At 31.6% G+C, this 21,249-nt stretch carries 23 protein-coding genes; 20 read left to right on the forward strand and 3 right to left on the reverse strand.

The window, feature by feature from the left end:
- Positions 1–236 precede the first annotated feature (236 nt).
- On the forward strand, positions 237–428 hold the full coding sequence (locus BN1865_RS03900; protein ID WP_050635957.1) for a helix-turn-helix domain-containing protein: 192 nt from the start codon (positions 237–239) through the stop codon (positions 426–428).
- A gap of 544 nt (positions 429–972) precedes the next feature.
- On the opposite strand, the gene BN1865_RS03905 is transcribed toward BN1865_RS03900, so the two are convergent.
- Both BN1865_RS03905 and BN1865_RS03910 read right to left on the reverse strand, forming a co-directional pair.
- Positions 973–2,313 carry a sensor histidine kinase gene (locus tag BN1865_RS03905; RefSeq protein WP_050635958.1) on the reverse strand — a complete coding sequence of 447 codons (1,341 nt, stop codon included), beginning with the start codon at positions 2,311–2,313 and terminating at the stop codon, positions 973–975.
- A complete protein-coding gene (locus tag BN1865_RS03910) occupies positions 2,310–3,035 on the reverse strand; it encodes a LytR/AlgR family response regulator transcription factor (protein ID WP_050635959.1) in 726 nt (241 codons plus the stop codon). Before BN1865_RS03910 ends, BN1865_RS03905 begins: the two co-directional genes overlap by 4 nt.
- Before the next feature lie 183 nt (positions 3,036–3,218).
- Between BN1865_RS03910 and BN1865_RS03915 the strand changes: the two genes are divergently transcribed.
- The 19 genes from BN1865_RS03915 to BN1865_RS04000 all read left to right on the forward strand — a co-directional run bounded on the left by BN1865_RS03915 (position 3,219) and on the right by BN1865_RS04000 (position 20,292).
- A complete protein-coding gene (locus BN1865_RS03915; protein WP_050635960.1) occupies positions 3,219–3,572 on the forward strand; it encodes a hypothetical protein in 354 nt (117 codons plus the stop codon).
- A gap of 148 nt (positions 3,573–3,720) precedes the next feature.
- Positions 3,721–6,450: a leucine-rich repeat domain-containing protein gene (locus BN1865_RS03920; RefSeq protein WP_050635961.1), complete on the forward strand. Its 2,730-nt coding sequence runs from the start codon at positions 3,721–3,723 to the stop codon at positions 6,448–6,450.
- 411 nt (positions 6,451–6,861) lie between these two features.
- On the forward strand, positions 6,862–10,068 hold the full coding sequence (locus BN1865_RS03925; RefSeq protein WP_157844076.1) for a leucine-rich repeat domain-containing protein: 3,207 nt from the start codon (positions 6,862–6,864) through the stop codon (positions 10,066–10,068).
- 740 nt (positions 10,069–10,808) lie between these two features.
- Entirely contained in the window at positions 10,809–11,204 is a 396-nt protein-coding gene (locus BN1865_RS03930) for a DUF6608 family protein (protein ID WP_050635963.1), read from the forward strand.
- Positions 11,205–11,289: 85 nt separating this feature from the next.
- Positions 11,290–11,739, forward strand: a complete 450-nt coding sequence (locus BN1865_RS03935) for a hypothetical protein (protein WP_050635964.1) — start codon at positions 11,290–11,292, stop codon at positions 11,737–11,739.
- A gap of 75 nt (positions 11,740–11,814) precedes the next feature.
- Entirely contained in the window at positions 11,815–12,342 is a 528-nt protein-coding gene (locus BN1865_RS03940; RefSeq protein WP_232780317.1) for a GNAT family N-acetyltransferase, read from the forward strand.
- Positions 12,343–12,421: 79 nt separating this feature from the next.
- Complete coding sequence (locus BN1865_RS03945) at positions 12,422–13,069, forward strand: DUF1905 domain-containing protein (protein ID WP_050635966.1); 648 nt, start codon at positions 12,422–12,424, stop codon at positions 13,067–13,069.
- Between the two features lie 111 nt (positions 13,070–13,180).
- Positions 13,181–13,576 (forward strand): iron chaperone, encoded by a 396-nt coding sequence (locus BN1865_RS03950; RefSeq protein WP_050635967.1) that lies wholly within the window; start codon positions 13,181–13,183, stop codon positions 13,574–13,576.
- A 69-nt stretch (positions 13,577–13,645) separates the two neighbouring features.
- A complete protein-coding gene (locus BN1865_RS03955) occupies positions 13,646–14,200 on the forward strand; it encodes a hypothetical protein (RefSeq protein WP_050635968.1) in 555 nt (184 codons plus the stop codon).
- 464 nt (positions 14,201–14,664) lie between these two features.
- On the forward strand, positions 14,665–15,495 hold the full coding sequence (locus BN1865_RS03960) for a hypothetical protein (RefSeq protein ID WP_050635969.1): 831 nt from the start codon (positions 14,665–14,667) through the stop codon (positions 15,493–15,495).
- Positions 15,496–15,591: 96 nt separating this feature from the next.
- A complete protein-coding gene (locus BN1865_RS03965; protein ID WP_050635970.1) occupies positions 15,592–16,254 on the forward strand; it encodes a hypothetical protein in 663 nt (220 codons plus the stop codon).
- 232 nt (positions 16,255–16,486) lie between these two features.
- The gene (locus BN1865_RS03970; RefSeq protein WP_050635971.1) at positions 16,487–17,110 is read left to right on the forward strand and encodes a CatA-like O-acetyltransferase, family 2; all 624 of its coding nucleotides are present in this window, start codon (positions 16,487–16,489) and stop codon (positions 17,108–17,110) included.
- Between the two features lie 139 nt (positions 17,111–17,249).
- A complete protein-coding gene (locus BN1865_RS03975; protein ID WP_050635972.1) occupies positions 17,250–17,654 on the forward strand; it encodes a DUF4259 domain-containing protein in 405 nt (134 codons plus the stop codon).
- A gap of 54 nt (positions 17,655–17,708) precedes the next feature.
- Positions 17,709–18,113 (forward strand): DMP19 family protein, encoded by a 405-nt coding sequence (locus BN1865_RS03980; protein ID WP_050635973.1) that lies wholly within the window; start codon positions 17,709–17,711, stop codon positions 18,111–18,113.
- Between the two features lie 46 nt (positions 18,114–18,159).
- On the forward strand, positions 18,160–18,639 hold the full coding sequence (locus tag BN1865_RS03985) for a hypothetical protein (RefSeq protein ID WP_050635974.1): 480 nt from the start codon (positions 18,160–18,162) through the stop codon (positions 18,637–18,639).
- Positions 18,640–18,717: 78 nt separating this feature from the next.
- Complete coding sequence (locus tag BN1865_RS03990; protein ID WP_050635975.1) at positions 18,718–19,068, forward strand: hypothetical protein; 351 nt, start codon at positions 18,718–18,720, stop codon at positions 19,066–19,068.
- Between the two features lie 16 nt (positions 19,069–19,084).
- Positions 19,085–19,207: a hypothetical protein gene (locus tag BN1865_RS18915; protein ID WP_255351749.1), complete on the forward strand. Its 123-nt coding sequence runs from the start codon at positions 19,085–19,087 to the stop codon at positions 19,205–19,207.
- A gap of 17 nt (positions 19,208–19,224) precedes the next feature.
- Positions 19,225–19,680: a GNAT family N-acetyltransferase gene (locus tag BN1865_RS03995; RefSeq protein ID WP_050635976.1), complete on the forward strand. Its 456-nt coding sequence runs from the start codon at positions 19,225–19,227 to the stop codon at positions 19,678–19,680.
- Between the two features lie 12 nt (positions 19,681–19,692).
- A complete protein-coding gene (locus BN1865_RS04000; RefSeq protein WP_050635977.1) occupies positions 19,693–20,292 on the forward strand; it encodes an alpha/beta hydrolase in 600 nt (199 codons plus the stop codon).
- A gap of 46 nt (positions 20,293–20,338) precedes the next feature.
- Here the strand turns inward: BN1865_RS04000 and BN1865_RS04005 are convergent, their stop codons facing one another.
- A complete protein-coding gene (locus BN1865_RS04005) occupies positions 20,339–21,073 on the reverse strand; it encodes a GntR family transcriptional regulator (protein ID WP_050635978.1) in 735 nt (244 codons plus the stop codon).
- Positions 21,074–21,249: the final 176 nt, after the last annotated feature.

Below are 21,249 nucleotides of genomic sequence, written 5' to 3' on the forward strand. Positions count from 1 at the left end.
AGTTTATAAAATGATTTATATTATCCTTTGAACATTTAAATAGACTTTATCCTATCATCTGTATTAATGAATAGACTTTTTTTATTTAATGATTTCTTACAATTTATAGGATATTCCTTCCGATTTTGTAATTAATATATAATTCTAATTATTGCAAACACACTATAGCTTTTAATAACTAACTGATAATACTTGAAATCTGTGGCATTATATTAGTGATAAAACGAGGTGCTGATGTGAAATATGAAATTTTTTTGAAAAGGATGGGGAAATCGATAAGGATCATAAGAAAAAGCAAGAAATTGAAACAAGAAGATTTAGCTAAATTATGTGGTGTTAATCAAAACTATATTAGCGATATAGAGAACGGCAAAAGGAATATAACAATGTTGAAGATCTTTGATATTGCTGAAGCTTTAAACATTTAGAATAAAAAATACTTGATATTTGAGTAAAAAACATTTTGATATAAAGTCAAATGGCATCAATCTAAGAAAATGGGTTGATGTTTTTTGCTGAATTGAATTATATAAGAAGAAAACATTCTATTTTATCGATAATAAACGGAAAAGCATATATGTAAACCTAAGCAGGGACTAGATTTATTTTTTTACACGATACTAATTAATGGTGCAAATATTATTTCTCTTTCACGCTATGTTGAGCAGGAGAGAAATGGATGATCAATGATTAAAGAAGGGGAACGGAAAGTTTCAGTAGGAATTTTATGTAAGTTCTCCGATGCACTGAATATCACATCTGTTTATATATCATGGTGACAATGAAAAAGATAACATATGATATAATTCCTTTTGAATAGGAGTATCCTAGAGTGAGTTATATTTAAGTGTTTTTCATAAAAAAGGTAAAAAAGTGGCTAATTATTCATTTTTAATTAAGAATAATTAGCTGATTGTTTATCATTAATAACTTAATGATATTGGGACATATGTCTGCTTTCTATTAGTTATATTATTGTTCACCAGATGTAAAACACATGATTACGGAAGTATAAAAAATACCATCACTTGTTTCAAAGCGTACAGAACCATGATAACGCTTTGCTATGTCTTGCATAGAAGCTGTCCCGATTCCCATGCCCTCACGTTTTGAAGAAGTGGGTACACCATCTTGAAAGGGTATAGGAGCATCACAGGTATTGTCGGTGAGAATCAGCAACTCAGAGGTTCCGTGCTGCTTTATCCATAATTTTATAAATGTGTCATTACTTTTACTTCTTTGACAGGCTTCTACAGCATTTTCCAGCATATTACCAAGTAACACGGTGATGTCTGTTTCTGAAATGCTGCAGTCATCAGGATAAGCAATATTTGCATCAAAGCGGATATGATAATCTCTTGCTCTACTTGCATAATAACAAACAATTGCATTTACGACATCATTACGGCTGTAGAGTTCTAAAACGTCGGGAGGTAATTCGCTTCTATATAAATCAATGTAATTCTTCAATCCCTCCTTATCATCTTTTTCTATATAGGAATTAACAAGCATTAGATGATGATGTAAATCATGTTTGGCTTTGCGCATATCATCCATATGTTTGGCAAGTATATCGTATTGTTTTTTCTGTGTCTGAATACTTTGATCAGCATATTTCAAAGACTCTTCCAGCTGTGTTTTCTTCATGGAAATTTCTAATACTTTCAATGCTACATAGGATACATAACAAGTACCTAACAGCATGAGGTAGCGGGATACTATGAATTGCCATGTCGCATAAGCATAGATATCATCATTGAAGCAGTACAGCATCCCAAACAATGCAGAAAATAATGGTATCTTCCAGAGGTGTCGCCACATTGCATCGTCCTGTATCTTCATGGCATCCGCAATCGTATGCTTGAAGAAACGGAACATAAACGGGCAGGTCACCAGATAGACAACGATGCGAACAATGTTATATATCAAATAGGGGTGCTGGTCTGAAAAATCCCAGAAGAACTTGCTTTCGATGTAGTTTGCATTCCCATAAACAAAGAATGACCACGAGAACAGAAGCAAATAGGTGAACATCAGCTTTGGGAAACTCTCTCTTATCAGAACAAAGGACAGTGTCAGATTCACAAGCATGAAACAATAGCGCATGGTGGTCGTCCATTGCATAGCCATCTCATATCCACCTGTATTGATAAGGTAGAAAGTCAAACTGTTGAGTGTTGCTACAGCCGTGATCAGAATCATGACATAACGAAACGGAATACGCAGTTTATCCTTGAACATTAGATAACGTGGTATCGCAAATGGGATGAAGTCAAGATATGGAAATAGGATCACCATTAATGAATCTATCATAGTGTTTCCTCCTCTCTTGCTTTATGAAACAGATATCTATGATATTCTTTCTCTATGTTATTCCTGTCCCGCTTGGAAAAGAGAACCCTTTCTCCTGTTTTCAACAGGAATGCTAGATCTACCATTTGTTCAACACAATCAAGGTTGACGATGCATCCCTTATAGCAGGACAGAAACTGTGGATAAGCCATCAGCATATCCGCCACAGTGGTAAAGGGGATGCGGTAGCGCAGGACGCCATATTGTAGGGTATGAATCTGTGTATAATGACCACTTACATCACACCATAGAATCTCACGCAGAAGTATTTTTTCATCTTGTATACAGATATATCGGGCATTACGCAATCGTGCCATGTTAAGCAGAAGTAGAGTCTGTTCAAAACCCTCATAGGAAAAAGGTTTTACAAGGTAACCGTTTGCCCGCACCTGATAGCTATCAATTGCATGGTCTCTGCTGGTAGTGATGAAGATCAGAGGGACAAAGGTATCGTTCATTCTTATCTTTTTTGCGGTATCTATACCAGAGAGACCATCCATATACTGATCGATAAAGATAGTATCATAGCTGTCTTTTCTAAAAATCGATAGAAAATCTTCACCGCTGATGAACTCCTCGATATGAATGAATTCCTCAACATAATGTTTGGAAAAGAAACGATAGAGACATGATTGGATGGCATTTCTGCATTCTACAAGGTCATCAATAATTGCTATTTTCATGTTCCATCCTCACTCCTTTAACGAATAAAATAATTTTGTCAACTTAATTTTACATGAAAAAGAAGGTCAAAACAATGCGAATTTCAGCCAAAAATTGCAGTTTGCGGCCAACCTGTTGAATTTCCGACTCTTTTTGCTATAGTGAAAGTAGGAAATACCAAGCACGAAAGGAGTGTGGAATGTATGGAAATGATCATTTGTGGTGGTGATAGCAAGGAGTGCAGTCTGATAGAGGAATCTGTTAATGACTACTACAGAGACAAGAATATCCCCTGCCAAATACGACACTGTGGAGACTGGCAGGGGCTGAGTAGGCAGATCAAGGAGAAAACAGCAGATGCTATCATCGTGGCGCAGGATGGGGTGAGTGGACTGGATATCATTACAGGATTGAGGATAGCATCAGGCAGGATGATATGGTTTTCTGACTTGGATTTCAGCATACAGGCATATCGTCTGTGCGTGTTCTATTTCGACATGAAACCTATTTCACATGAAAAAGTCATCCAGGCACTAAAGCGTATCGAAACGATATAATAGCAAAATGTATCAGATATTCATAATTTTATACATAAAGATATAGCAAAAATAGGAAGTAGTTCTTAATAATATAAAAAAGCATTCCAGAAAAGAGAATAGAATTTCTATATTGTACAAGTTGTGAAATGAAAAGGAGGAAGATGCTATGAATAACAAGAAGAAACAGACCGTCGCAGCAGCAATGGCAACAGCATTGGGAGTAAGCGTCATGATGTCCCCTGTGGCAGTATATGCCAAGGAAGAAGACTCAGCAATAATCATGCAGGAAAACAAGCAGCAAGACATTCTACAGGAGACAAATAAACAGCCAGAAACAGATATACCTGTTGCTGATTTAAGGTCAAATGAAGAGATTACTGATCCGGCTGAAGCAATAAGAGCGATACAGGCAGTACTGGGCAACTATCCTGTGAGCAATGAAACAACAGCAGATGAAATAGACGACTTTCTAGAGAAAACATTTATAAATACAGAGAAATTAGCGGATTGCAGTTTAGGTTCCTTCGATAAAACAAAAGCTACAGTGGATACTGTAGGCAATATAACCCTAGAGATAGTTTTTGTGTTACGGTTCCAGCCTTCATCAATGTACTATTATTACATGAATATTACGATACCACGCCTACCAAAGGCAGGAGAAGTTGCTATCAATGACAAAAATTTTCCAGATGCTGAATTCAGATCCTATATAAAAAAGACATTTGATAGTAATTCTAATGATGTGTTATCTGTAGTTGAATTGGATAATGCGAAAAGAGTGTATTTATATGGAAATAAAAATATAAAAAATATAGCAGGAATACAGTATCTTAGAAATTTAGTGTTTTTAAATTGCGGTAATACTGATATAGAAACTTTTGATGTCAGCAAAAACAAGAAATTGGAAACTTTATATTGCACTGATAATTTAAAGCTTACATCTATGAATATCGATGGGGCTGAATCTTTAGTGGAATTACAATGTTATTCTACCGGAATCATTGAATTAAATGTAAAAAATAACACAAACCTTGATTGGCTTGCCTGCTATATGACTAAGCTTAACAGCTTAGATGTTAGCAACAATTCAAAACTCAGAATACTGGATTGCTTTTCTAATCCGCAGTTGACTACCTTAAAGACAAATAAGAGTGGCTTGTTAGAAAAATTGAATATTACTGAAACTGGAATCAATGAATTAGATGTCAGTGATCATAGTAAACTAACAGATTTAAAAGCAATGAGATGCCCTAACTTAGCTTCCCTAAACATTAGCAATGCATCTTTGTTAAAAGAATTATGGACGAAGTATTCGCCTGTACTTGCAGATATACAAACTGGAAATAATACAGCTTTAGAAAATATCGTCGTATCTGGTAATACTAGTTTAAGTGATATAGATGTCAGCGGCATGTCAAACTTAAAAAGTTTTACTGGTGATGATACTGCGTTAAGAGGATTGGATTTGATAAATAATAAAAATTTGAATAGTTTAAGTATTGGCGATTGTCCTCTAGCTTATTTAAACTTGCCACAAGAAGTAGATATAAATTACCTATATTATGGCAATAACAAGCAGGTTGCTTTTGATATATCAGGTAGTTCTTTCAAAATCACGGATATATTTCCAAATATAAATGTCGCTAATTTGAATCTTTTGAGTGGTGCTACACAAAACGGCGAGGAATTTAGTGGATATAAAAATGGTGAGCCAATACGTTATACATACTACTGTGGGATGTATAACGGAAGGAAGATCCAACTTTCCGTTTCATTGATTCCCAATATTCAAAAATTGGATAATGGTATCACAATAAAGAATGATCTAAATAAACCGTATGATGGAATACCTGTGGAATTGGATAAAAGTGATATTGTCGTAAAAGGCGATAACCAAGCGTATAAGATTCGCTGGGAAATGCTTGACGGCTCATACTGGAAGGATGTAAACGGGCCACCTTGTGATGTTGGGAACTATAGAGTAAGGATAACTGTAGAAGAGGATGAATACTTCTATGGTGCTTCAAATACAGTAGAATTTGCTATTACAAAAGCAACAAATAGTTGGAAGAATGTGCTTGTGATTGCAGATTGGACATATAACGAAAAATCTCATCTTCCAACAGCGACTGCGCAATTTGGCAATCCAATATTTACTTACAGTGATTCCAAGACAGGAACATTTACATCAAATGTACCAGCAGATGCAGGCACATGGTACGTCAAGGCAACAGTCACAGGTACAGATAATTATACAGGCTTGGAAGAAATTGTGATGTTCCAGATTCAAAAAGCAGATAATGAGTGGATAAACCAACCAGAGCTAATCGGTTGGACATATGGAGAGAAAGCAAATATGCCAACTGCTACATCGAAATATGGCAATGTAACTTACTCATATAGTGATACAATGGCGGGTATCTATAGCGATAAAGTTCCTCAGAACGCAGGAACATGGTATATAAAAGCAAGCGTAGAAGGAACAGGGAATTATACTGGATTAGAATATATAACGACTTTTATGGTAGCACCAAAACATATAAATGATGATATTATTCCTGATATCCAATCAGACGAAGATGTTGCGCATCTAATTCTCAAAGATGGAGATAGAGAATTGGTAAAAGGAATAGATTATCGTATAGACAAGCAACAAAAAGGTAATGAAGTCACAATAACGATTACATTCCAGAGCAATTATACTGGCATTGTCACAAGAAGTTACATTATCGATACAGAGAAATCAGAAGAGATAATAAAAGATACAAACAGCGTATCAACTGGTGATCATAACCAAACAGGATTCTTTGCAGCAATCAGTATATTCTCCGTAGGCTATTTTGTGTACCTTACAGGAAAGAGAAGAAAAAAGAATGAGGAGATGAAGGGAAGATAGTACTTGTGGAATATATGGAAATGATTATCTGCGGTAGTGATAGCATAGTGCGCAGTCTAATGTAGTAATCATTTCATGATTACTACAATTTCATACCTAAGGAGAAATCGAAAAGTAAAAAGAGGGGTTGCTCTTAACGTTATAAAAAAGCATTCCAGCAAAGAGAATTGAATTTCTATATTGAATTAGTTTTGAAAGGAAAAGGAGGAAGCTGTTATGAATAATAAGAAGAAACAGAGCGTCGCAGCAGCAATGGCAACAGCATTGGGAGTAAGCGTCATGATGTCCCCTGTGGCAGTATATGCCCAGGAAGAAGACTCAGCAATAATCATGCAGGAAAACAAGCAGCAGGACATTCAAAAGGATACAAAATCACAGAATGAAACTACCATATCAAAGCAGAACGTTCCAGTGAATGAGAACCTACAGAATACGAATACCAACAATTTACAATCAGTAACAGATATAGCTGTCGTTGATTTAAGGTCAAATGAAGTTTTTACTGATGATGGAGAAGCACAACAAGCGATACAGGAAGCACTGGATAGCTATCCAATAAGCAATAAAACAACAGAGAGAGAATTACATGATTTTTTAAGAGCAGAATTTATAGGCACTGCAAAACTTAGCAGTATAAAAATGAGTTTGGTTTCTAAAACAGATGCAACACAGGATTCCACAGGAGACATAAATATAAGGATTGGAGTGATGTTAGAAAATGCTAAAGAGTTCTATTTTGATTATACCTTAACGATACCACGCATACCAAAAGCAGGAGAGGTTGCTATTGATAAAGCAAATTTTCCAGACGATATTTTCAGAAAATATGTGAAGGAAACATTTGATACATTAAAAGATAATGTTTTATCAATAAAGGAACTAGATAATATCTATACTGTAAATGTATTGAGTAAAAGTGATATTGAAAGTCTAAAAGGAATTGAATATTTTCCTAATTTACGTTTTTTATACTGTAATAACACGAAAATAACGGTACTGGATGTAAGTAAAAATTTGGCTTTACAAAAATTGGATTGTAGTAATACCTTACTCACTTCTTTGGATGTAAGTAAAAATAAAAAATTAACACAATTATCATGTAATTGGAACACAGAAATGGAATCTCTTACGGTACAAGGTGCAGATGCTTTACAATCTTTGATTTGTACGGATTCAGGATTGAAAAGTTTAGATGTCAGCCATAATGAACTTCTAAAAGATTTAAATTGTTATAATAATAAACAAATGTCAATCCTCCTTGTGAATGGTGCACAGCGATTAGAAAAATTAAGTTGTTTTAACGATGCTATTCAGACGTTAGATGTAAGCAATCTTAAAAATCTTGAAGAGTTAAATTGTTATGAAAATACTGATTTGAACACATTGAATGTAGATGGTGCAGATGCATTAGAAGTATTACGTTGTAATGATACAAATATCAATAAATTAAACGTTTCGAATAATAAAAAATTAACACATTTGTATACAAGTTCAACCAATCTTACAGATTTAGATGTTAGTAAAAACACAGCGTTAAAATTCTTATTTGCTTCGAATACGAAGATATCAAAACTAGATATTCATTTAAATAAAGTTTTAAAACAACTTGTATGTGGGGATAATAAAAATCTAACATCACTTATCATTACAGGTGCAGACGCTTTGGAAAAGTTATCATGTGATAATACAAGTATCTGTTCATTAGATGTTAGTCAAAATAAAAATCTGAATTTATTGGAATGTCAAAATACGCAATTAGTTTGGTTGAATATCGGGGATAACATCAATTTAAAGACAATTTCAAAAAATACCACAAAGATGAATATATCTGTGACAGGTAATACCTTCAATATCAAAGATTTATTCCCTGATCTAGATTTGCAAAAAGTATCAATAACTTCAAATGGTGACCTAAACACAACAACAGGAATCGTAACGATTATGAAACCTGATCAAGATGTAACTTATATGTATCAAATGGGTACCTCAGGAAATGGAACAGAGTTTTTAACTGTTGCGCTAGCCCTGGATATTCAAAAAGAGAAGAGTGTTATTTCTATCGAAAATGATATTAGTAAAATTTATGATGGTAAGCAAGTAGATGATCCTATGATAAGTAAGCATGGTAGTCAAAAGGAAGTGACTTTTACGTATGAGCAATGGAATGATAGTAAATGGATAGACTTTAGTGATATACCAATTCATGTTGGTGTATATAGAGTACAGGCACATGTCGCAAGTGATGATTTTTGGCTTATGGCAGATTCTGAAAAAGTGGAATTCACCATTACAGGGGCAGTAAATAATTGGATTGCAAAACCAACAATTGAAAAATGGACATATGGTCAATCAACAAACGATCCGACCGCAAGCTCCCTTTTTGGTAATGTGAGCTATAGCTATAGCAACTCACGCACGGGTATATACACTAGCAATGTACCAACAGATGCAGGCACATGGTATGTCAAGGCAACAGTTGCAGGTACAGATAATTATACAGGCTTGGAAGAAATTGTAATGTTCCAGATTCAAAAAGCAGATAATGAGTGGACAAGCCAACCAGAGTTAATAGGCTGGATATATGGAGAGAAAGCAAATATGCCAACTGCTACATCGAAATATGGCAATGTGACTTACATATACAGTGATACAAAGACAGGCATCTATACTGATAAAATTCCTCAGAATGCAGGCACATGGTATGTCAAGGCAACAGTTGCAGATACAGATAATTATACAGGCTTGGAAGAAATTGTGATGTTCCAGATTCAAAAAGCAGATAATGGGTGGACAAGCCAACCAGCGCTAATAGGCTGGACATATGGAGAGAAAGCAAATATGCCAACTGCTACATCGAAATATGGCAATGTGACTTACATATACAGTGATACAAAGACAGGCATCTATACTGATAAAATTCCTCAGAATGCAGGCACATGGTATGTCAAGGCAACAGTTGCAGATACAGATAATTATACAGGCTTGGAAGAAATTGTGATGTTCCAGATTCAAAAAGCAGATAATGGGTGGATAAATCAACCAGCGCTAATAGGCTGGACATATGGAGAGAAAGCAAATATGCCAACTGCTACATCGAAATATGGCAATGTGACTTACACATACAGTGATTCCAAGATAGGAAAATTTACATCTAATGTACCAGTAAATGCAGGTACATGGTATATAAAAGGAAGCGTAGAAGGAACAGGGGATTATACTGAATTAGAATATATAACGACTTTTATGATAGCACCAAAACATATAGATGGTGATATCGTTCCTGATATCCAATCAGATGAGGATGTAGCGCATCTAATTCTCAAAGATGGAGATAGAGAATTGATAAAAGGAAAAGATTATCGCATAGACAAGCAACAAAAAGATAATGAGGTCACGATCACGATTACATTCCAGGGCAATTATACTGGCATCTTCACAAGAAGTTACATGACCGATACAGAGAAATCAGAAGAGATAATAAAAGATACAAGCAGCGTATCAACTAGTGATCATAACCAAACAGGATTCTTTGCAACGATTAGTATGTTCTCCGCAGGATGTTTTGTGTACCTTACAGGAAAGAGAAGAAAAAAGAATGAGGAGATGACGCGAAGATAGTACATCAATAGGACTACTTACTACATTCATTATTCTATTAGTCGAATGTATTGCTTTGATTATCGGAAATAATCAGAAGAAAAACCAAAATGAGAACGATTATTGAGTGCAACATGTATAGTTAAGTAAACATTTTGTATACACTTCAATACAGTTATATATAATTTGTTATGAAATATTGCAGGAAAATTGCCGTGTTCATTAAGGTTAAAATTATTACATAAGAAGAAATAGAACATAGTTTATAATAAAATAGAACCCTTATAAACGCCTCGGGTTTATAAGTGGTTCTTTTCTTTCTCATTTAGCAGTTGGTTTATTCAAATATAAAGTTCAATAACTTTAGTACTTTCCTCTGTTCAATAAAAAAAGCAGCTGACTATTCCTCCGGGCAATTAGAGCAATCATTGACAGAATGCGGTTCATTATGAAATAATGGATTTATTATAGAGTACTATATTGGTATATGAAAAAGTTACATTAGAAAGGGGTAGCAAAATATGTATAAGTTATTAACCCTAAGTAACGCCTTAGAACGCTTATTCCCAACTATACGGCGAGGTATATCTGCACACCGTATTTTAAACGCTGAACATCGCTTATGTAAGTGATGAATTGAGATAGCCTAGGTTGTTATCTTTTTTGAATTTATCTTATTCCTTTTGGTTAAAATAGTATTTTGTATATGGTTATGTTAAAATGAATATACATATAAATTAGAATTCGAGGAGGAATATATAATGTTTAAAGAAGCTCAAAAATACTTCTTGCTTGTTTGTGTATTATTTGCAGTTACAACATTTTGCAGCAGTATTATCCAACTTGTAATACAGGAAAAAAGATATGACAGCAATACACATATTTTACTGCGAGGAGCTATTTGTACTCTAGGTGTAGGCTTTATCTGTCTTTTTAGAACTGTAAGATTACAAAATAAATTACTACAAGAATGTGTACATTATATAGTTTCGTTACTTCTTATCCTATTATTTATTTTTTGTTTGAGTTTCTTTGTTGAAATTGGTGAGAAACCACCTTATCCTATTTTTGCTTTAAACTATACAACAGTATATGCTATTATCGCTGTAGGATTATATTTTAATGAAAAAAAGAAATGTAAAGATAAGAAACAGTGAAATCCTAGTTTCTCAAAGTAATAAAAGTAAGAATTTGTAAAAGGAAAAATTGTATGATCTTTTTGATGATATAGGAGGCAATAAAATGAACATTACTCAACAAATAGATATGCTAATATATTCAGAAAATAAACAGGCATATAATGCCTTGAAAGAACTTTTAGCTTTAAGTGAAAAAAGCAATATTTTATATCCATATTTCAATCGATTTGTTGAAATGATGAATAATCAAGATAATTCATATATTCGTACTAGAGGATTACGTTTAATTGCATATAATTCAAAATGGGATATAGATAATCAAGTGAATGAAATTATTCATGAATGGTTGAAGCATATTGAAGATGAGAAGCCTATAACAGCTAGGCAGTGTATAAAAGATACAATTATCATAGCAAAAAATAAGCCAGAACTTATAGATGTCATTCTTCAAGCCTTAGAAGATTATCATACAATTTATGATGAAAGTATGCAAAATTTAGTATATAAAGATAGGCAAAAGGCGATACATCACATTAGACAATATACTTGGTAAATTCTGGTATAGCTAGATTGTAAATGAGAATTTGTGGAGATTATAATGAGAGAGTTATTTGAGATATTTCCTTATTTGGAAAATGATAAAGTGATTATAAGAAAAATGGAATTAAATGATGTTGAAGCATTATCAGAAATGAGTAATAATGATAATATATATAGGTTTATACCACCGTTTCTGTATAAAAAAAGTAACAAAGCATTAGAGACAGCAATTAAAAATCTTGGGAAAAGAGATTTTGAAAAGAAAAAACTCATAATTGCAGGCATCTATTTAAAGGATAATCCTAATAGACTGGTGGGCTTGGCAGAAATGTTTGACTATAAAAAAAGAGAAAACAAAATAACAGTAGGATATAAAGTGAATGAAAGTTATTGGAATAAAAAAATAGCAACAAATACTTTAAAGTTAATGGTTGATTATTTAGTAAACGAAATTGGAATTACAACACTTAATGCTTTTGTTATGCCAAAAAATATATATTCAGCAAAAATATTATTAAATAATGGTTTTATCAAGGAGAATTATACTATACAAGAAAAGAATTGGGGCGGTCAGGAAATTGTATCTGTTGATGTATACACATACACAAAGATATAAATAAATCCTAGTTTGTAGAAGTCATAAAGGGTAGTAAAAATTAAAATTTGTTGCTTTATCATGGGGAGGTTAAAATACAATGAAATGTAGATTTGTAGAAAAAATATTCAAGCAAGGGAATCGATATTTCATTGAAATTCCCTTTAATGTCTGGGAAGAATTTGGTCAAAAGGGCATGATTTCAGTTAAAGTTTCCATAGAAGATTATCCTTTTGAGTGCAGACTGATTCCAAAAGGAGAAGGAATCTATTACATACCGGTTGCAAAGAAAATTGCGGATCAGATAAAGGATGTGGTAAGTGTTTCCTTGGAAGTCATTAGTGGATTAACTCGAATAAATCATGATAGTCCATATACTAAGGAAAATCCTATACGAAAGATTAACTCTATTGAAAGTGTCAGTTATCCAAAAGATGGATATTGTGGACAAATCTGTATTGCTATGCTGACAGGTCTTAGTGTAGATGAAGTTATCAATATTATGCAAACAAAGGCATGGCAATGTTCTTTTACAAAACTGATAGAAACTTTAGACTATTTTGGTATTCAACATAATAAAAAGATTACTTATACTAAAGGAAAAGAGTTTACCTTACCAGAGTGTTGCATTGTTAATATAAAAGACGAAAATACAAGTCATTTTGTCTTGTATTATAAAGGAAAATATTATGATACAAAATCTATTGTTCTATCAAAAATTATAGGTTATTTAGAAATTATTATATAATAAAAAAGATTGAGCAGATATATTCTTATTTATACTTACAAATGAGAATTGGGGAAAGAATCTTATGAAAAGATATAAGTATAAATTCAAAAGTTGAGGAGGAAATTAAATATGTGGAAATGCCCTAAATGTGGAAGAGAGTTTAAAAGAACAAATCAAGGACATTATTGTGGAAAAACAGCTGAAACAGTATTAGAATATATAGACTCGCAACCATCGGAAACACATTCTCATTTAACAGAAATGATGATTACATTACAAAATAGTGTTCCATATATAAATGAACGTATATTATGGAGTATGCCATACTATGAAAAAGAAGGAAAGTCTATTTCCTTTTCTGCTTGTAAAAATCATATTAGTCTTTATGTAGGAGTTGAAGCTATTGAAGAGTTTGCACCTGAATTAAATGAATTTGTTACAAAGAAAAATGCAATCTACTTTCCTTATAATAAAGCATTGCCAACAAAACTGATTACAAATATTGTAAAATGGTGCTTAAAATAATTTGATAATTTTTTGTTTGTAAAAGTACTAAGGAACATTAAAAATGAGAATTTGTGGAGGTGTACTATTGTGATTAAAATAGACTTTGAGAGATTGGAAGCTGGTTGGATAGAAGGGAAAATTACAACTGAAGAAAATAATCTATACTTTTCTTATAGCTGGATTTCAAATTTCTTAAATGATTTATTAAAGGCATTTTTATATGTTGGAGGGTATATAGAAAATAGATCTTTAGATAGATTCACTGCATATTCAGAACCTGCAATTGATGATTGGTTATTTAATAAAAAAGATAATGACTTGGTTATACAAATCAATTGTTTTAAAGATGAAACTAGAAATAAACAAATAGAAATTACGAAGATTCGCTGTGATTACAATGAATTTATGGATGCACTTTTTGAAAGTTTAACTAGGCTTATTAAGAGAGTAGGAATATATGGCTATAGAACTGAATGGGAAGAAGAATTTCCAATAAGTTTATATATGAAGTTATATGATGTTCTCAATAATTCTCATTATCTTGATTTAAATAAATTATCATTAGAAAAAACGTACAATCAAGGTGGACAAGTTTCAAATGTTTCTAATGAATTAACTCTTATAAGTGAGATACTAAAATAAATAAATATTTATTTTCTAAATGCATTATAATTCAGTAAATGAGAAGAATAGCTTTTGATTTCGAATGCATAAAAGGGTATGATGTTTTACAATGCACTTATAATGATATGAATATTGATATTACTGCACTGATGTTAGAAAATCTTAAAACAAGCACACTTTAAAAAAATCGATATGAGTGATACTATTGATGTGGTATATGTAAATAGTTATATTGGTCATTCGGTTAGGCAAGAAATTGAATATGCAAAAACACATCACAAAGAGATTATTTTTTATAGCAAGGATATTCTGTAATTACTTCTACAAATTCCAGTTATGTAGAAGAATGTTTTGTTTTTAGTACAACTGATGTATATACCTCAAAGGCAGTATCCTTGAAAAAGGGCTTAATAGAATAAAAATTGTTGAATATGGATGTAGGAATTTTAAACTCTGAATTTTATGCATAGATGAGGTGGAATATGGATAAAAAAGCAAAGAAGATATTGTTTAGTACCTATTGGTCAAGTAATGGATGGAAAATGGAGAATGAACGTTACACATCACCAGAAGATTTTGCATATGCAAAAGAAAAAGGATTAATGTTTGAGCCAATTACGATTTCTCATGATGAATGTGTAAAAAAAATAGTAAAACTTGCAAATACAATTACTATGGAACAAGTTACACGAGCATTCATGTGTAGTTTGTCTACACGACGTTTAGAATGGCGAAGTGCAGTATGCTCTTATTATATTGCAAAACTATTTACAGAGCATAAATATACGCCTATTGAATCAGGTTATTTTTATGAGTGTGATGCAGTGACACACATAGATTATACTTGTGCTATATGTCGTGATATAAAATATGGAGTAGTAGGACAAGAATACTACAAAAATATAGATTTGAATGTTTTGAATTTTGAGCGAATAAAATGGGGAGGACTTCGTCATGGAGATTTGATTTATACACTTTTTGATTTGGAACAGTTTATGAAAGAAGAAATCCCTGAACCAACTAGTAAGGATGCTGAAATTTTTAAAGAAATATTGAATGCAGTAGCGAGTTGTCATTCTAATGATTATCCAAGTGCTTTGAGAAACAAATTAGCAGAGATTTCACTGTTAAAGACAAATAAAGCTGAGCGTGATGTTATAATCGAGATATTGTCGTGTATAGGAGTGTTAACTCCTAAATCATACGATAGACCAGAGGCGGCAAAACATGATTGGACTTATGCGACTTATTGGCGTGGAGAAGATGGTTATGATAGTACTTTAGTGGATAAGTATTTTCGAAAGTACTTATAATTTTTTTAAAGGTAAATTTCAGTTAAGTGAAAAAGTTATAAGAGAGATAAATACCAGTTGTTCTAAATAGTGAAGAAAATAACAGAGGTAAAACTTATGAATAAAGAATGGTCTAAATTACATAAAACTGTACAGGAACAAATAAAAAGGAAAGATACTTATCAAGAAGGTATTGATACATTGTTTGAATTACGTAATAGTCTTATGAAAGTGCTCGTATCTATAAAAGATGAATTGATTAGAGAAGATTTCAATACAATACCATTTATAAATGCAGAAGGCTATCATAGTAAAACTATTGTTTATTCTATATGGCATATTTTCCGTATAGAGGATATTGTTGCACATACATTGATAAATGGTGATGAACAAGTTTTCTTTAAAGGGAATTATCAAAAGCGAATCAATGCATCAATTATCACAACAGGAAATGAACTTGTGAAATATGAAATAGCAGAATTTTCAGAAAACTTAAATTTAGATGAACTTTATTCCTATATTTTTGAGGTGAAAGAGAGTACTGAGAAATTAATTAAAAATCTATCTTATACAGATATGAGAAACAAAATTTCAGAAGATAGAAAAAAGACTTTAAAATGTCTAAATGTGGTCAGTACAGATGAAAGCGCGATATGGCTTATTGACTATTGGTGTGGAAAAGATATAAGAGGATTAATTCTAATGCCCTTTTCAAGACATTGGATTATGCATATTGAAGCAAGTTTACGTATCAAGAATAAAATTTGTTCAAGTCAATAACTTTTAGTCCATATAAAATTTTAAATTTATTACAATAAATAGTGGTATTTTCAATAATTGTGGGGTATTTTTTTACCTCACTTTAATTTTGAGATTCAAAGCGATACTTTTTTTGTAAAAATAATCATTTTTAGACATATCTAAATGAGAACATAGTCAATAACTATAATGCTTAATTATTTGATGTATGATATAATAAGTTAAACTAAATGAGAATTTGATGGAGGATATGATGGCAAAAGAAGTTCAACCAAAAGATACAACCAGAGCCATGGCATATGAACTTTGGATGAAAGCTCCCAATCCAATGGTAACTTTTTTTAAGACTTTGGATGTAACGAATCTGATGAAAGTGAGTAAAAGAAAACACATGAAGTTCAATATGCTTCTGGATTTTTGCATTGGAAAAGCTGCTGTGAGTGTAAAAGAGTTTTATACACTTCCTGTAGGCGATAAACTTATGCAATATGATACGATTGCAATTAATACGATCGTGAAAAATAAAGATGGAGAAGTCAGTTCGTGTGACATTTTATATGTGGAAGATTTGAATAAATACAACCAACAATATTTAAAATATACCTCTCAGGTTGCAGAAAACTGTCAAGATAGAGATTTATCCAACAATAGTATGGTAATAGGTACATCAGCAATCATAGATACAGAAATTGATGGTGCTGTGGGTATGAACAGTGGCATTTTTAATAACCCATTTATCATTTGGGGAAGATACAAAAAGAAATGGTTTAAATATTACTTAACACTTTCTTTTCAATTTCACCATACACAGATGGATGGTGCACATGCTGGTAGATTTTTGGCAAATTTACAAAAGGAGATTAATAGTTTAAAATAAAAAATTCTCATTTATCCAAATGACAAAGAATGATATAAATGAGAATATATAGAGAAGTTAAAAAACTTGATAAATTTTCAAAGGTATTTGTTAAAAAAGTTAATAATATAGAATTAGAATTTATGGAGGAAATGAATATATGGGTGCATGGGATTATGGTGTGTTTGATGATGATACTGCTTATGATGCTTTAGATGATTTAAAGGAATCAACAGATATTATGCTGGAAATGGAAAAGTATTTTGATAAGGCAATACAGACTGATTATGTTGGTTATGACGAGGGACATTATGCTTTAGTGTCAGCTGCAGTGATAGATAGTGTAATAAATGGAACATCTTATAGATGTGATGATAGTTATACTGAATGGATAGAAACACTAAAAGAATTTGATTTGACGTCACTTAAACAAAAGGCAGTCATGGCTATTAATCAAGTTCTTTCTAATCACTCTGAATTAAAAGAACTATGGGAAGAGAATAAGGAATTATACCCTAAATGGTGTGATGATAAATGCAAGATAAAAAAGAGACTTATGGAGTAAGTAGAGATTAAAAACAATGATTATGTATATGGGATGCAAAGGGGATATAAATAAGTGAATTTTATTGATAAAGCATTGGAAAATAATTTACATGGCGATGAATTTTTACAAGCTATGGCAGATATCTATTCAGAAAATAATGTACGAAGTGTATTAGATAAATATCCTCACTTTATAAAGGATGTTATTACTATTATTGATTATGATACTGAAATTCAGATGGGTGGATTAGATGAAATTATAAATGGAAATATGCAAGAAATGTTTCCTCAAATATTACAAGCATTAGAAAATTGTGGTGCAAGCAAAGAAGCGAGTTTGCTGAAAAAAGCTAAAGCAATGTCACCACAAGAATATGAACAAAAATATAATGATTTGTATAATCAATTGGCTTTGAATAATGATTACAGTGCTTTTTGGGATTTGGTGAAAAAATATATTGATGATCATTTAGGTTGATGATGAAATCTGGTTTATAGAATAATTATTTAACGGAGGTAATGTTATGGGACATTTCGGATTTTCATATATTGGTTTCATCTTTTTACTGATGTTATTTATTCCAAATATGATTTGGGCAAGAAAAAAACCAGAAGGTTACACTGCTGATGGAGAAAATAAGATTTTAGGTTTATTTGAACGTATTGGTGAAATATTAGTATGTTGTTGTGCATTGATATTTTCAGATTTTAATTTTCGTGAAATAACAGCGTGGAGTGGATGGCTCATAGCAGCAATTATGCTGATGGTTTTATATGAAATTTGGTGGATAAAGTATTTTTGTAGTGAACGTCAACTAAAAGATTTTTATACAGGCATCTTGTTTATTCCGCTTGCCGGAGCAACACTGCCTGTGATGGCATTTGGTTTGTTAGGAATATATGGAAAAGTGATTTGGATGTTAATTGCTGTAGTTATTTTAGGAATTGGACATATTGGAATTCATTTAGAACATTATTATAAACTGAATAAAAATAGAAAATAAGTTTATTTGAGTTTTTTAATAGGTGTTAATCATAAGGAATATATTTATGGTTTTCATTTCTGAGAAAGGGGAATGGATATGAATAGTTTACGTCATATTTTTATGGCTTTATCAATGGGAATAGTCATTGGTGTTATCTTTGGTAGTTTAAAGTCTGTTTTGCGCAAAAAAGCACCTTCACCAAAGCAAGTAGAATTTATGCGAGGAGTGATTAATAAATTTGCAGTTGTATTAAAGTATGTCACAATGACATTGCTTGTGATCGGATTACTTTGGTGTATCTATTTTCTTCTTTTAGGAATCATTGTTCCAACCCAAGCAGACTATGCAGACAACATGTCAGAACTTATTGTCTCTGTATTAACTGTCATCTCTATTATATTTGCTTTTGTGGAGTTTATTAGACAAAAAGATCAAAAACTCAAATGAAAAGGAGGACATATTTATGGAATGGTACAAAAATATGAATGACCAACAAAAGAAAGATTTCAATAAAGTTGTTAATGTCTTTTTAATTGGAATTGCTGTTGTTTTGTTAATACCAATAGTTTTACATTTTATATTTTAATATATGGAGGTTATGAAATGATTAGAGAAGTTACAAAAGAAGATTTAAAAGGATTATTAGATCTCTATTTATATTTACATGAAAAATCAATTCCTCAACTAACTGATCATTTCATGTCTACATGGAATCAGATTTTAGAAAATGATAATTATCATATTATTATAAAAATAATAGATGAAAAGATTATATCTTCTTGTACATGTATTATCATTCCTAATTTAACAAGAAATGCAAGCTCTTATGCTCTTATAGAAAATGTTGTTACACATCAAGATTATAGAGGAAAAGAACATGCTACGGAATGTTTAAAATATGCACAAGATTTAGCAATTCAGAAAAATTGTTATAAAATTATGTTGCTAACAGGTTCAAAGGATAAGAAAACATTAGATTTTTATCAAAAGGCTGGATATAATACGACGGATAAAACAGCTTTTATACGCTGGTTAAATGTTGAAAATAATGATTTTTAAGAGGTGATAACATTGAAAAAAGCAATATTATATATACATGGAAAAGGTGGAAATGCCAAAGAAGCTAACCGTTATCAATCTGTTTGTATTGGATATGATATTTATGGATTGGATTATAAGGGAGAATTTCCATGGGATACTCAAGATGAAATAGAAAATGAATATAAAAAACTGGCTATGGAGTATGATGAAATGACTATCGTTGCTAATAGTATTGGGGCATACTTTTGTATGAATGCATTACAAGGTCAGAAAATAAAAAAAGCATTATTCATATCTCCAATTGTTGATATGGAAAAACTGATTACAGATATGATGGGATGGGCAAATGTCACTGAGAAGGAACTTTGTCAAAAAGGAGAGATTGAGACTCAATTTGGAGAAACACTATCTTGGAAGTATTTAGAATATGTGAGAAACCATCCTATCAACTGGAAAGTACCTACAGCCATCCTTTATGCAGATCAAGACCATCTAACTTCACGTAAAACAATTGAGTCTTATATTCAAAATCATAATGCTTCTCTTACAATTATGGAAAATGGAGAACATTGGTTCCATACTGATGAACAATTAGCTTTCTTAGATAGATGGATAACAATGAATATTTAAAACTCTTTTTGTATAATCGTTCAATTAATAATCAAATAGCTCTCGTTTATTTTCTTTGTGCAAAAGCAGTAAATTCTATTTTGTCGAATCGATAATGTGTAGTAGAATATTCAAATATTTTTCCATTAGATAAATAAACAATTGCCTCTAATTCTAAAACAGGTTCATTGAGTTCTAATAATAAATTATGTATATCAATTTCATTTGGTATCATAGCTCTTAATGTACGCTGTGAACTTGTGATTTTTAAATCGGTTTCATTTTCTATAAAATGAAATAAAGAGTTTGATAATATTTCCAAAGTTAAACCTGGAACTAAAGTGGTACTAATATAAGTTGTTTCAATTAAATAGGGTTCATTGTCTAAAGAACGTAGTCTCACTATTTTATATACGGAATCTTGGATATGAATATTAAGTTTATTGGCTATTTCTTCATCTGCAAACAATAATTGAAACTCCAAAACTTTAGAAGTACATTCATTTTCGGTTAACTCACTAAAACTAACTAAATCCTGATCAAACAACTGAAGAACAGAATTTTTATATGAATTTTTATATAATACAAAACTACCATGACCACGTTTACGATAAATGAAGCCTTCTGATACCAAAATATCAAGGGCTTTTTTCATAGTCATACGGCTACATTTGAATTCATCACACAATGTTAATTCATCAGGTATCTGATAGTTATTATCACTATATTTTCCATCTATTATTCTTTGTTTAAGTACATCATAAATTATTTTATATTTTGGAAATGAATAATCTTTATCCATAAAATCACTCCTCACTTCTTTGACATTCAAATGTCTATTCATATTCTAACATAAATATAGTATTTTTACATAGAAAATTATGAAATTCATATAAAAACTATAGACAATAAAATAAATATGTCTATAAAAATAAATTAAAAGTATAGACAAATAGAAAAAGTTTGTGTATACTGTGA

It is taken from the genome of Candidatus Stoquefichus sp. SB1, from assembly GCF_001244545.1.
Classification (GTDB): domain Bacteria; phylum Bacillota_I; class Bacilli_A; order Erysipelotrichales; family Coprobacillaceae; genus Stoquefichus.

Coding starts and splice junctions, on each gene's coding strand:
- BN1865_RS03905 (WP_050635958.1), bottom strand. CDS start 2,313: ATGATAGATTCATTAATGGTGATCCTATTTCCATATCTTGACTTCATC.
- BN1865_RS03910 (WP_050635959.1), bottom strand. CDS start 3,035: ATGAAAATAGCAATTATTGATGACCTTGTAGAATGCAGAAATGCCATC.
- BN1865_RS03915 (WP_050635960.1), top strand. CDS start 3,219: ATGGAAATGATCATTTGTGGTGGTGATAGCAAGGAGTGCAGTCTGATA.
- BN1865_RS03920 (WP_050635961.1), top strand. CDS start 3,721: ATGAATAACAAGAAGAAACAGACCGTCGCAGCAGCAATGGCAACAGCA.
- BN1865_RS03930 (WP_050635963.1), top strand. CDS start 10,809: ATGTTTAAAGAAGCTCAAAAATACTTCTTGCTTGTTTGTGTATTATTT.
- BN1865_RS03935 (WP_050635964.1), top strand. CDS start 11,290: ATGAACATTACTCAACAAATAGATATGCTAATATATTCAGAAAATAAA.
- BN1865_RS03945 (WP_050635966.1), top strand. CDS start 12,422: ATGAAATGTAGATTTGTAGAAAAAATATTCAAGCAAGGGAATCGATAT.
- BN1865_RS03950 (WP_050635967.1), top strand. CDS start 13,181: ATGTGGAAATGCCCTAAATGTGGAAGAGAGTTTAAAAGAACAAATCAA.
- BN1865_RS03960 (WP_050635969.1), top strand. CDS start 14,665: ATGGATAAAAAAGCAAAGAAGATATTGTTTAGTACCTATTGGTCAAGT.
- BN1865_RS03965 (WP_050635970.1), top strand. CDS start 15,592: ATGAATAAAGAATGGTCTAAATTACATAAAACTGTACAGGAACAAATA.
- BN1865_RS03970 (WP_050635971.1), top strand. CDS start 16,487: ATGGCAAAAGAAGTTCAACCAAAAGATACAACCAGAGCCATGGCATAT.
- BN1865_RS03975 (WP_050635972.1), top strand. CDS start 17,250: ATGGGTGCATGGGATTATGGTGTGTTTGATGATGATACTGCTTATGAT.
- BN1865_RS03985 (WP_050635974.1), top strand. CDS start 18,160: ATGGGACATTTCGGATTTTCATATATTGGTTTCATCTTTTTACTGATG.
- BN1865_RS03990 (WP_050635975.1), top strand. CDS start 18,718: ATGAATAGTTTACGTCATATTTTTATGGCTTTATCAATGGGAATAGTC.
- BN1865_RS18915 (WP_255351749.1), top strand. CDS start 19,085: ATGGAATGGTACAAAAATATGAATGACCAACAAAAGAAAGATTTCAAT.
- BN1865_RS03995 (WP_050635976.1), top strand. CDS start 19,225: ATGATTAGAGAAGTTACAAAAGAAGATTTAAAAGGATTATTAGATCTC.
- BN1865_RS04005 (WP_050635978.1), bottom strand. CDS start 21,073: ATGGATAAAGATTATTCATTTCCAAAATATAAAATAATTTATGATGTA.